The sequence below is a fragment of the Shewanella sp. SP2S2-4 genome (genome assembly GCF_031932025.1).
GTDB classification, from domain to species: Bacteria; Pseudomonadota; Gammaproteobacteria; order Enterobacterales; family Shewanellaceae; genus Shewanella; species Shewanella baltica.
On record NZ_JAUOER010000005.1, the window covers coordinates 127,461 to 139,415 of the forward strand.

9 protein-coding genes are annotated in these 11,955 nt (G+C 48.0%); 2 read left to right on the forward strand and 7 right to left on the reverse strand.

The features are described from left to right. Positions 1-75 precede the first annotated feature (75 nt). Positions 76-1,629, forward strand: a complete 1,554-nt coding sequence (locus Q4Q54_RS06230; RefSeq protein ID WP_311987985.1) for a peptide MFS transporter — start codon at positions 76-78, stop codon at positions 1,627-1,629. Positions 1,630-2,162: 533 nt separating this feature from the next. Next, positions 2,163-3,170: an LLM class flavin-dependent oxidoreductase gene (locus tag Q4Q54_RS06235; protein ID WP_126491377.1), complete on the forward strand. Its 1,008-nt coding sequence runs from the start codon at positions 2,163-2,165 to the stop codon at positions 3,168-3,170. Positions 3,171-3,318: 148 nt separating this feature from the next. Here Q4Q54_RS06235 and gabT read toward each other — a convergent pair whose 3' ends face one another. The 7 genes from gabT to Q4Q54_RS06270 all read right to left on the reverse strand — a co-directional run bounded on the left by gabT (position 3,319) and on the right by Q4Q54_RS06270 (position 11,830). Beyond that, positions 3,319-4,596: a 4-aminobutyrate--2-oxoglutarate transaminase gene (gene gabT, locus Q4Q54_RS06240; protein WP_012196786.1), complete on the reverse strand. Its 1,278-nt coding sequence runs from the start codon at positions 4,594-4,596 to the stop codon at positions 3,319-3,321. A 32-nt stretch (positions 4,597-4,628) separates the two neighbouring features. After that, on the reverse strand, positions 4,629-6,077 hold the full coding sequence (gabD, locus tag Q4Q54_RS06245; protein WP_012196785.1) for an NADP-dependent succinate-semialdehyde dehydrogenase: 1,449 nt from the start codon (positions 6,075-6,077) through the stop codon (positions 4,629-4,631). Between the two features lie 50 nt (positions 6,078-6,127). Further along, positions 6,128-7,414 (reverse strand): FAD-binding oxidoreductase, encoded by a 1,287-nt coding sequence (locus tag Q4Q54_RS06250; protein ID WP_311987986.1) that lies wholly within the window; start codon positions 7,412-7,414, stop codon positions 6,128-6,130. Positions 7,415-7,700: 286 nt separating this feature from the next. After that, on the reverse strand, positions 7,701-8,516 hold the full coding sequence (locus Q4Q54_RS06255; RefSeq protein ID WP_006080702.1) for an ABC transporter permease subunit: 816 nt from the start codon (positions 8,514-8,516) through the stop codon (positions 7,701-7,703). Beyond that, the gene (locus Q4Q54_RS06260) at positions 8,513-9,418 is read right to left on the reverse strand and encodes an ABC transporter permease subunit (protein ID WP_006080701.1); all 906 of its coding nucleotides are present in this window, start codon (positions 9,416-9,418) and stop codon (positions 8,513-8,515) included. Before Q4Q54_RS06260 ends, Q4Q54_RS06255 begins: the two co-directional genes overlap by 4 nt. Next, entirely contained in the window at positions 9,415-10,551 is a 1,137-nt protein-coding gene (gene potA, locus Q4Q54_RS06265; RefSeq protein ID WP_006080699.1) for a polyamine ABC transporter ATP-binding protein, read from the reverse strand. The genes Q4Q54_RS06260 and potA overlap by 4 nt, the downstream gene beginning before the upstream one ends. 178 nt (positions 10,552-10,729) lie before the next feature. Next, on the reverse strand, positions 10,730-11,830 hold the full coding sequence (locus tag Q4Q54_RS06270; protein WP_006085019.1) for a polyamine ABC transporter substrate-binding protein: 1,101 nt from the start codon (positions 11,828-11,830) through the stop codon (positions 10,730-10,732). Positions 11,831-11,955: the final 125 nt, after the last annotated feature.

An 11,955-nucleotide genomic window follows, 5' to 3' on the forward strand; every position in this document is an offset into this window, starting at 1 on the left:
CCATTGGTTTGCTTGGGTTATCGCCTTATACTTTTGAACTCAAATATTAAAACAACAATGTTGGAAGCAAGCGATATGACTATTGGGACTGCTCCGGTAAGTAAAACACATTCATTTATGACTGTGTCTCTTATCGAATTATGGGAACGCTTTGGTTATTACGGCATGCAAGCGCTGATTGTGTACTTTATGGTGCAGCGCCTTGGCTTTGATGACTCACGTGCAAACTTAGTGTGGAGTGCCTGTGCGGCGCTCATTTATGTATCACCGGCGATTGGTGGTTGGGTTGGGGATAAGATCCTCGGCACTAAACGCACTATGCTGCTCGGCGCGGGGATTTTGTCTCTGGGTTATGCGCTGATGGCCGTACCCACTGAAAATACGTGGTTTATGTTTTCAGCGCTCGGTGTGATTGTGGTCGGTAACGGCCTGTTCAAACCGAATGCGGGTAACTTAGTTCGTAAAATTTACGAAGGTGACGATTCTAAAATCGACAGTGCGTTTACCATCTATTATATGGCGGTCAACGTCGGCTCAACCTTCTCTATGTTGCTGACGCCTTGGATTAAAGATTACGTCAACGCCCAGTATGGTAACGAATTCGGCTGGCATGCCGCTTTTGCCGTGTGTTGTGTCGGTATATTGGTGGGTTTAGGCAACTATGCACTTATGCGTAAGAGTTTAGTCCATTACGGTTCTGAGCCAGATACTCGCCCAGTGAACAAGAAAAGCCTCGCAATTGTGTTAGCTCTATCCGCATTGTCGGTTGTCGCTTCGGCCATTATTCTGGAATATGAAGCGGTTGCCCGTGTCTTTGTTTACGCCGCTGGCATAGCCGTATTGGCCATTTTCTTCCACTTGATCCGCACCAGCGAAACCAGTGAACGAGCGGGACTGATTGCGGCGCTGATCCTCACAGTGCAAACCGTATTCTTCTTTATCTTCTATCAACAAATGTCGACCTCGCTTGCACTCTTTGCATTACGTAACGTGGACTGGGATTTCCAAATTTTTGGTACCCATTTGTGGACTTGGTCACCGGCCCAGTTTCAAGCATTGAATCCATTATGGATTATGGTGTTAAGTCCAATCTTGGCGTGGAGTTATTCGTGGGCGGGTCGCAATGATAAAGACTTCTCTATCGCGGCGAAATTTGCCCTGGGTTTTGCCGTCGTCGCTATCGGCTTCTTTATCTATGGCTTTGCCGGACAATTCGCCGTCAACGGTAAAACTTCTTCATGGATCATGATCTGGGGCTATGCCTCTTACTCTTTAGGCGAATTGCTGGTGAGTGGTCTTGGTCTTGCCATGATTGCCCGCTACGTACCTGCGCGTATGGGCGGTTTTATGATGGGCGCCTATTTCGTCGCCTCAGGTATTTCACAGTATCTGGGCGGTGTGGTCGCTAACTTCGCCAGTGTGCCAAAAGATTTAGTCGATCCACTGCAAACCTTGCCAGTATACACCAGCCTATTTAATAAGTTGGGTATCGCGGCTGTGGTCTGTACCTTTTTCGCCCTTGCGGTATTACCGCTAATGCGTCGCCTGACTGAGACTCACCATTCACATAATAATACTGAGAATGAAAGTGCTGCAGCATCGCTACGGGATGTGAAAGCCGAGCAGTAATGCTCGACTGACAATAGCGATTTATCTATTGCATAACATCAACTGCCGATAGCCCTGCTATCGGCAGTTTTTTTATCACTTCACTTAGTTATACCCTTGTGTTGCAACTCATAACCAAATGAGCTGTAGCGAACCTCACCCAATCCCGCAGTGACAGGCCTAGCGCTGAGTTGCTGAGAATAAGATCTTCAGTTCCACATTATCGTCCCTCACGCTGGGATGACTTCACCGTCTCGATTTGTTACAAAGCAAGTATGAACCAAGACGCACTCGGTTTAATAACGCTGCTCAAGTGCAAACTCAAATTGACATGACTAATGAAATAACGAAGGGGAAAAGAGTTAACCGTTCAAGCTTGAGAAGCGCGGTACTTAGCCCCATATCAATAACACTGAATACCTTTTTATTCATCAAGACTGAGCCGTTAACGCTTGTTCTTCGCTATGCGCCTAACAATGCCACTAGCAATGCGACTAACACTGTTAGCAACGCTTGTTTTCGCTAGCAAAAGACGGCAGTCACTTGGAGACACTATGTCACAACAGACATCAATATTGGCCGATATTCCCTTCTCGCTATTGGAACTCGCGCCCATGCGCCAAGGTTCGACTGTGGGTGGAACGCTGCACAACAGTTTGCAGTATGCCAAGGAAGCCGATCGCCTCGGCTTTAATCGTTTTTGGTTTGCCGAACACCACAATATGCCCGGTATCGCCAGCGCGGCGACCTCAGTATTAATTGGTTATATTGCTGGCAATACGCAGCGTATTCGCGTCGGCGCGGGTGGCATTATGCTGCCAAACCATGCGCCATTAGTCGTCGCCGAGCAGTTCGGCACCCTTGAAAGTCTCTATCCTGGTCGTATCGATTTAGGACTGGGACGCGCACCCGGCAGCGATCAAGTTACCAGCCGAGCACTGAACCGCGATACCAGTCGCGCCGAACAATTCCCTGAAGAAGTCAGTGAATTACAAACCTTACTCGGCCCTTACAATGGTCGCCATGCGGTGCGAGCGATTCCTGGAGAAGGCACTAATGTGCCGATTTGGTTATTGGGTTCGAGTCTCTTTAGCGCACAATTAGCGGCACAGCGCGGTTTGCCCTATGTGTTTGCGGGCCACTTTGCCCCACGTTTTCTTTACGATGCGATTGAAATCTATCGCCGCGACTTTAAACCTTCTCAAGTGCTTGATAAGCCCTATGTGATGTTAGGTTTGCCGCTCGTTGCTGCCGACACTGATGAAGAGGCGCAATTTCTGGGCACGACCTCGAAACAGCGCGTACTGGCGCTTATCCGTGGTCACGAGTTATGGTTAAAACCTCCGGTTGAAACGATGGATGGCTTATGGAGTGCGCAAGAAGAAACCTATGTCGATAATTTCTTAGGTTTATCTGTCATTGGCGGCCCAGCGACGATTAAGCATCGTTTGGAAATGATCGTCAAAGAACTTGGCGTGAATGAGTTTATCTTTACCAATGACTTGTACGACCTTGATAAACGCAAAAAAGCGCTGCAGATCCTAATGGAGATTAAACAGTAGCCATTCAGTCAACTGACTCGTGCTGAAAGCCATTGGCAGTAAAAATGGCAAACGCCAAAACAATCGCCACTTCCATAAAAAATCCCGCCGAAGCGGGATTTTCATTATGTAAAACTGTCATCTAAAACAGCTTTATATCAAAGCAATATTAGCTTTTCAAAACGGCATCGAAGCTGGCTTTGAGGATACCAAGGCCTGCATCAATTTGTGCATCCGGCGCGGTTAATGGCACCAAAATACGCAGCACATTACCGTAAGTGCCGCAGGATAATAAAATCAATCCACGGTCACGGGCATCACTCAATACTTGCGCGCAATAGTGCGGTGCAGGTTTGCCATCTTCCATCAATTCAATGGCGATCATCGCGCCTAAACCACGCACATCGGCGATTTGAGCATGTTCGACCTGCATCACGTTCAATGCAGACTTAATGCGCTCACCTATGGTATTGGCACGATCTAACAGCTTTTCTTCTTCAAACACTTCAATAACAGCAAGCGCCGCGGCGCACGCTAACGGGCTGCCACCATACGTACCGCCAAGACCACCCGGACCAATGGCATCCATCACTTGCGCGCGGCCAGTAATGCCAGAAAGTGGGAACCCACCCGCGATAGATTTAGCAAAAGTAGTGATATCTGCACTCACGCCCATTTGCTCCATGGCAAAGAAAGTGCCGGTACGGCCAGCGCCCGTTTGCACTTCATCGGCGATCAGCATAATGCCTTCACGATCGCATAATGCGCGCAACCGCTGCATAAAGGCGGGTGATGCAGCATAAAAACCACCCTCGCCCTGTACTGGCTCTAAAATAATGGCGGCAATATCACTTGGCTCGGCATCATTTTTAAAGATGCGTTCAATCGATGCCATCGCATCATCATCGGACACGCCGTGCATCTCGCACGGGAACTCGGCACGGAACACATTCGCCGACATCAGCCCCATACCTTTACTGTAAGGCGCGACTTTTCCGGTCAGTGCCAAGGCTGCGATAGTGCGACCATGGTAGCCAGAGGTAAACGCAATCACGCCAGCACGTTTGGTATAGGCACGCGCCACTTTAACTGCGTTTTCAACCGCTTCTGAACCACTAGTGAATAATGCCGTCTTCTTGGCAAAATCCCCTGGCACCAATTGATTGAGCTTTTCACACACTTGGATATAGCTCTCGTAACCAAGCACCATAAAACAAGTGTGGGAGAAATTATCCAGCTGAGCCGCAACCGCCGCCTTCACTTTAGGGTGAAGATGACCGGTATTAAGCACAGCAATGCCGCCCGCAAAATCGATAAACTCGCGACCTTCAACATCCCACACGGTCGCGTTTTCGGCGCGCGCGGTAAAGATCGGGTGAATTTGCCCGACACCACCCGCAACTGCGGCTTGGCGACGTGCCATCAATGAATCATTGGTTGTTGTCATTTAGTGTTCCTCACACGCCAAATCGGACCGTATTAAACGGACATGCAGATGTACTTCATTTCTAAATATTCTTCGATGCCGTACTTAGAACCTTCGCGGCCCAGTCCAGAGGATTTCATCCCGCCAAAGGGTGCGACTTCCGTCGAAATCAAGCCAGTGTTGACCCCAACCATGCCGTATTCCAAGGCTTCGGCGACTTTCCACACCAGTGAAATATCGCGGCCATAGAAATAAGCGGCAAGGCCAAATTCAGTATCGTTAGCTTGTTTAATCACATCGTCGACATCGCTGAATTTAAACAGCGGCGCGAGTGGACCAAAGGTTTCTTCGCGGGCAACGAGCATGCTTTTATTAACGTTAGTCAGCACGGTTGGCTCGAAGAAATTACCGCCAAGGTCGTGGACTTTACCGCCTGCGAGCACAGATGCACCTTTAGCTATGGCGTCGATAAGATGACTTTGCACTTTTTCGACTGCGGCAGCATTGATCAACGGACCCGTAGTGATGCCCTCCTTGATGCCCTCTCCAACCTTAAGCTTGCCCACTGCAGTGCTGAGTTTTAAGGCGAACTCGTCGTATACACCGTCTTGCACATAAATGCGGTTAGCGCAGACGCAGGTTTGGCCAGCATTACGATATTTAGCAATCATAGCGCCTTCGACAGCGGCATCGATATTGGCATCATTAAACACGATAAATGGCGCATTGCCGCCAAGCTCTAGCGACAGTTTTTTTAAGGTAGGCGCACATTGCGCCATTAATTTAATACCGATATTGGTTGAGCCAGTGAAAGACAGCTTACGCACTATCGGGTTGCTGCACATTTCATTACCAATCTGCACCGCATCACCCGTTAACACACTAAATACGCCCGCAGGAATACCGGCACGCTTAGCGAGTTCAGCCATCGCTAATGCGGTAAATGGTGTTTGGTGTGCCGGTTTTACCACCATAGTGCAACCCGCAGCTAACGCTGGAGCAGCTTTGCGAGTGATCATCGCCGCAGGAAAGTTCCACGGCGTTATCGCAGCGGTTACACCGACAGGCTGCTTGATCACCATCAAGCGCTTATCCCCTTGATGCCCAGGAATGGTATCGCCATAAATACGTTTCGCTTCTTCGGCAAACCACTCGATAAACGAAGCGGCATAGGTTACTTCACCTTTGGCTTCTGCCAGCGGTTTACCCTGCTCAGTCGTCATGAGCAATGCTAAGTCATCACTGTTTTCATTGAGTAATTCAAACCAACGCCTTAACTTAGCGCCGCGCTCTTTGGCTGTGAGCGCTCGCCATGCAGGTAAAGCCGCTTCTGCCGCCTTAATCGCCATCTCAGTTTCAACTTGTCCCATATTAGGAACATGACCAATCAGGGCATTTGTTGCGGGATTAACCACCTTTAGCGTGTCACCAGAAACGGCATCACACCATTGACCATTAATAAAAGACTGTTGATGTAGCAAACTCGGATCATTTAATTGCACAAGGATTTCCTCGTATTGTGAAGCAACCTAGCTTCTTAAAAGTGATGATATTAGAGACCCAGTTTGTCTCTTAACGTGTAATACCAAGCTCCGATAGCACTAAAAGGGACGCGAAGTGCGTGACCACCGGGGAATGGATAATGTGGCAATGCAGCAAAGGCGTCGAAGCGCGTGGCTTGGCCGTTGAGCATTTCGGCCAGTAACTTGCCTGCCAGATGGGTATAAGTGACACCGTGACCACTGCAACCCTGTGAATAATAGATGTTCTTACCGATACGACCGACCTGTGGCAGACGCGATAGCGTTAGCAGAAAGTTACCTGTCCACGCATAATCGATCTTCACATCTTTTAATTGCGGGAAGGTTTTGAGCATATTCGGAATAATGATCGATTTGATATCCGCCGGATCGCGAGCGCCATACACTACGCCGCCGCCGTAAATCATTCGCTTGTCGCCAGACAGACGGAAATAATCGAGCAAATAGTTACAGTCTTCGACGCAGTAATCCTGCGGTAATAAGCTCGCCGCCAGATCGTCGCTCAAAGGCTCTGTGGTAATCACTTGCGTGCCGCAGGGCATAGATTTCGCCTGCAGCTCTGGCATTAACTTACCTAAATAAGCATTACCCGCCACGACCACAAACTTGGCTTTGATACTGCCCTGCGCCGTATGCACAACTGGGCTATCGCCTTCATCGACACTCAGCACTGCTGAGTCTTCAAAAATCTTGCCGCCGAGGGATTCGACCGCACGCGCTTCGCCAAGAGCTAAGTTAAGCGGATGAATATGGCCGCCGCTTTTATCGAGCAGACCACCGACATAACGCTCAGTATTTACCACACCGCGAATGCCTTTGGCATCGAGGAGTTCGAGCTGATTAACATGACCGTGGCTTTCCCACAGTTGCTTTTGATGGCGCAGATGACCCATTTGTTTTTCGTTCATCGCGGCAAACACGCCGCCATCTTTTAGATCGCATTGAATGTTGTACTTAGCAATCCGATCGCGGATGATTTTTCCGCCCTCAAAGGCCATTTGGCCAAAGAGTTTACCTTGTTCTTTGCCGACTGTTTTTTCAATAGTATCAATGTCACGGCTAAAACTATTGACGATTTGTCCGCCATTACGGCCCGAGGCGCCCCAGCCAATGCGAGCGGCTTCTAACACCACCACACTAAAGCCAGATTCTAATAAATGTAGCGCAGCAGAAAGGCCCGTATAACCCGCGCCAATCACACAAACATCGGCTTCAATCGATTCCTCTAGGCGCGGACGTTCAACCTTATCGTTGGCCGATGCCGCATAATATGATCCAGCGTGAGCTATGGCAGACATGTTGTTCCCTTGAATTCTAATGTTCATTATTTTAAACAGCCATCACATCCTACACCTTCAGAAAACGAAACACTAGCCAGAAAAGTGCAATAATTTACATTTTGTTTGATATTTCAAACACGCAATAATCTTAAGCTCAATGATGTCATGCTACTTAAGCTTAGCGATGTCATATTAATGGTGTCGAGTCGCAGAACAAGCCTGCAAAGCAAAGCGGATGATGGGAGTGGTGACAATTAACAAGGGTGGCTTTGGCGATACCAAAGCCACCCCAAGATTAAGCAAACTAGTTCATCGGTGTGCGGTCGCGTTTCTCTGCCCGCCTTGCCATATACCAAGACAAGAAGGCGATTAAGGAGACACACAGAATGATCAGCGTCGCTAAGGCGTTGATCTTAGGCGAAACCCCTAAACGTACCGAGGAGAACACCACCATAGGCAGCGTCGTTGCACCTGGGCCCGAGGCAAAACTTGCGATCACTAAATCGTCTAAGGACAAACTGAATGACAACAACCAACCCGCCACCAGCGCCGGCGAAATCATAGGCACAGTGATCAGGAAGAAGGTCTTTAGCGGTGTTGCCCCTAAGTCCATTGCCGCTTCTTCGATAGACATGTCCAGCTCGCGCAATCTTGACGACACAACCACAGCCACATAAGCAGCGCAGAAGGTCGAATGCGCAATCCACACAGTTAACATGCCGCGCTCTTTCGGCCAACCAAACAAGTCGGCCATGTGCACAAATAGCAGTAGCAAAGACAGACCTGTGATCACCTCTGGCATAACCAGTGGTGCTGTGATCATGTTCGATAATGTCAGCTTCGCCCATGAACGCTTAAAGCGCGTCATCACAAAGGCCGCCATAGTGCCGATAATCACTGCCATGGTTGAGCTATAAAAGGCAATCCGCAAACTGGTCCATACAGCGTCTAAAATCTGTTGGTCTTGAAATAACTCGCCATACCATTTAGGTGAAAATCCGCCCCATACCGTCACTAATTTAGAGTCGTTAAAGGAGTAAATCACCAGCACTAACATAGGTGCATAAAGGAAGAACAAGCCAAACCACAACATCGCTGAAGAAAAACTTAACTTTTTCATAGGTCTTTCTCCAAACTACGCGCCTGATAGCGATGGAATAAGGTAATAGGAATAATCAATAAACCCAGCATTACAATCGCCAGTGACGAAGCCACAGGCCAGTCGCGGTTATTGAAGAATTCTTGCCATAAGACTCGACCTATCATTAAGGAATCTGGACCACCGAGTAACTCAGGGATCACAAACTCACCCACAGCAGGAATAAACACCAACATAGAACCGGCAATCACACCGCTTTTTGACAGCGGGAAAGTGATTTTCCAGAAGGTATTTAAACGGCTTGAGCCTAAGTCAGACGCGGCTTCAATCAAACTCATATCGAGTTTCACTAAGGTGGCGTACAAAGGCAAAATCATAAAAGGTAAATACGCATAGATAATGCCGATATACACGGCAATATTGGTATTGAGGATTTGTAACGGCTCAGAGATGATTCCCAGCCACATCAGCGAATGGTTGATGATCCCTGTGTTACTTAAGATCCCCATCCAAGCGTAAACCCGGATTAAAAATGAGGTCCAAGAAGGCAACATGACTAACAGCAGCAATACGGTTTGCAAACGCGCTGGCGCACGGGCAATCGCATAGGCCATTGGATAGCCAATAATCAAACAGCCGATGGTCGAGATTAACGCCATTTTCAATGAGCTGAGATACGCCATGTAATACAGCGAATCATCAAGCAACATCAAATAGTTACCAAAATGCAGGAAGATATTTAACACATCATCGGCATATTGGAACGTGGCTTCATAGGGCGGGATCGCAATCGCCGCCGTCGAAAAACTCAGTTTAAGGACAATCGCAAATGGCAAGGCAAAGAACAATAACAGCCAAGCATAGGGTATGCCTATGGTCCAAATGCGGCCTTTGAGCCACTTTAATTTAGTCGGTATCTTCATGATCTCAACACCACGCCACTGGTGTCCTCCCAACTGATGAACACTTCGTCATCCCATGTGGCATGATCGGCGCGGCGTTCACGGTTAGTCATACTGCACTGGACGATTTGACCATTCTCTAAACGAATGTAATACACTGAAATGCCGCCTAAATACGCGATATCGTGTACGATTCCTTTCGCCCAGTTGTACTGACCTTCAGGCTGTTCACGGCTAATAATGGTCTTTTCAGGACGCACAGCGAGCCACACATTTTTGTCTTCGACGTTGGTCGACACCCCGTAACCGACATAGAAAGATTGAGCCAACTCATTAGGTTTAATGATCAAATGGTCGACTTCATCCACTTCAATCGCGCCACCAAATAAGTTCACAGTGCCGATAAACTCGGCAATCATGCGGCTGTTCGGGCTTTCGTAAATGTCCATGGGCGAGCCAGTTTGGGCAATCCAACCGTCGCTCATAATGGAAATGCGCCCCGCCATTGTCATGGCTTCTTCCTGATCGTGGGTCACCATCACGCAGGTCACACCGACACGCTCAAGAATTTCAACCACTTCGAGTTGCATCTGGGTACGCAGTTTTTTGTCCAATGCGCCCATAGGCTCATCGAGCAGTAATAATTTCGGCCTTTTTGCCAGTGAACGGGCCAAGGCAACACGCTGACGTTGACCACCGGATAACTGATGTGGCTTACGTTTACCATACTGCTCCATGTGCACTAACTTGAGCATATCTTGTACACGCTGCTCAATTTCGGCCTTAGGTAACTTGTCTTGCTTCAAGCCAAAGGCAATGTTTTGCGCCACTGTCATGTGGGGAAACAGAGCATAGGATTGGAACATCATATTGATCGGACGTTCGTATGGGGGTAAATCTGTGATGTCTTCGCCATCGAGGAAAATACGGCCAGAGGTGGGCTTTTCAAATCCCGCTAACATACGCAATAACGTCGACTTACCCGAGCCTGAGCCGCCGAGTAAGGCAAAGATTTCGCCTTTATTGATGGTTAATGACACGTCGTCGACAGCCCGTACGTCATCGAATAACTTGCTTACCCGCTCAATTCTGAGCAGTACTTTTTCTTGCGTCTTTGTTGTCGGTTTATTGGTGACGCCCGAGGTGATTGCCATAGTACTTCTCCACCCGAAAATGATGCGTCAATACGCTCAAACTCTGGGTTCAACACGATTAATGAATGAAAAGAGGTTAACCAAACTGTGTCAAATCCTATACGTGGATGAACTATGCATAGGATTGGACATAGCAAGTCTGCCAAGCTAGGGGCAAGCTAGGCTTGCCCCTTATCGACTATTGTCCTGACTTCACTTTGGTCCAAACACGGGTTAATACGCGTTGGATTTTCAAAGGACGGATTTCACCAATATAAAGTTTATCTAACACTTCTTGTGGTGGATAAATCGCGGGATCGGTGCGGATAGCCTCATCAACCAGAGGTTGTGCAGGATCGTTCGGGTTAGCATAGGCCACATAGTTAGAGATAGGCGCTATGACTTCTGGACGGAGGAAATAGTTAATCAGCGTCAGTGCATTATCTGCGTTAGTCGAATCGGCTGGGATAGCTAACATATCAAACCACAGGTTGGCGCCTTCTTTTGGAATCGAGTAACCAATCTTATTGCCATTACCCGCCTCTTCAGCACGCGCTTTAGCTTGGAATACGTCGCCAGAGAAACCAAAGGCCACACAAATGTCACCGTTTGCTAAGTCTGAAATATAGCGAGATGAGTGGAAATAGGTCACGTAAGGACGGATTTTTTCCAGTAACTCACCGGCTTTTTCATAATCGCTTGGGTTGGAGCTGTTAGGATCTAAACCTAAATAAATCAGTGCTTGAGGCACCATATCGTCGGCAGAGTCCAGCATAGCAAAGCCACACTTAGAGATTTTTTCAGCATATTTAGGATTGAAGATCAGTTCCATTGAGTTGAATGGCGCATCTTCACCCACAGCCGCTTTCACTTTATCTATGTTGTAACCAATACCATTGGTTCCCCATAAATAAGGCACGGCATACTGGTTACCCGGATCGGCTTTCTCAAGTAGCTTCATCAGGGCTGGATTTAAATTTTTAAAGTTAGGTAGCTTAGCGCGGTCTAAAGGTTTGAAAGCACCCGCTTTGATTTGCTTAGCGAGAAAGTGGTTAGAAGGGACAACGATATCGTAGCCACTACGACCAGACAGTAATTTAGCCTCAAGCACTTCGTTACTATCGAACACATCGTAAATTACCCGAATGCCCGTTTCTTTCTTGAAGTTTTCTAAGGTATCTTCCGCGATATAATCTGACCAGTTATACACGCGAACCACTTCTTCCGCTTGGGCCGCTGCGCTCGCTAATACGCTCGCAGTGACCAGAGCTAGAGTGGTCATCTTATTAAATAGCTTCATGCTTTCTCCTTTCTCGGGTAGCAGAATTGCTTAAGCAAATTCTGACATTGTGTCACCGGGCTATCCGGATATTGTTGTTATTTTCGACCAATGCTACACCTTACAAACCGCATCGGCAGTCTCTA

What these genes read in the sequence shown, in the direction of transcription:
- Q4Q54_RS06230 (WP_311987985.1), top strand. Translation starts at nt 76, where the DNA reads ATGACTATTGGGACTGCTCCGGTAAGTAAAACACATTCATTTATGACT.
- Q4Q54_RS06235 (WP_126491377.1), top strand. Translation starts at nt 2,163, where the DNA reads ATGTCACAACAGACATCAATATTGGCCGATATTCCCTTCTCGCTATTG.
- gabT (WP_012196786.1), bottom strand. Translation starts at nt 4,596, where the DNA reads ATGACAACAACCAATGATTCATTGATGGCACGTCGCCAAGCCGCAGTT.
- Q4Q54_RS06250 (WP_311987986.1), bottom strand. Translation starts at nt 7,414, where the DNA reads ATGTCTGCCATAGCTCACGCTGGATCATATTATGCGGCATCGGCCAAC.
- Q4Q54_RS06255 (WP_006080702.1), bottom strand. Translation starts at nt 8,516, where the DNA reads ATGAAAAAGTTAAGTTTTTCTTCAGCGATGTTGTGGTTTGGCTTGTTC.
- Q4Q54_RS06260 (WP_006080701.1), bottom strand. Translation starts at nt 9,418, where the DNA reads ATGAAGATACCGACTAAATTAAAGTGGCTCAAAGGCCGCATTTGGACC.
- potA (WP_006080699.1), bottom strand. Translation starts at nt 10,551, where the DNA reads ATGGCAATCACCTCGGGCGTCACCAATAAACCGACAACAAAGACGCAA.
- Q4Q54_RS06270 (WP_006085019.1), bottom strand. Translation starts at nt 11,830, where the DNA reads ATGAAGCTATTTAATAAGATGACCACTCTAGCTCTGGTCACTGCGAGC.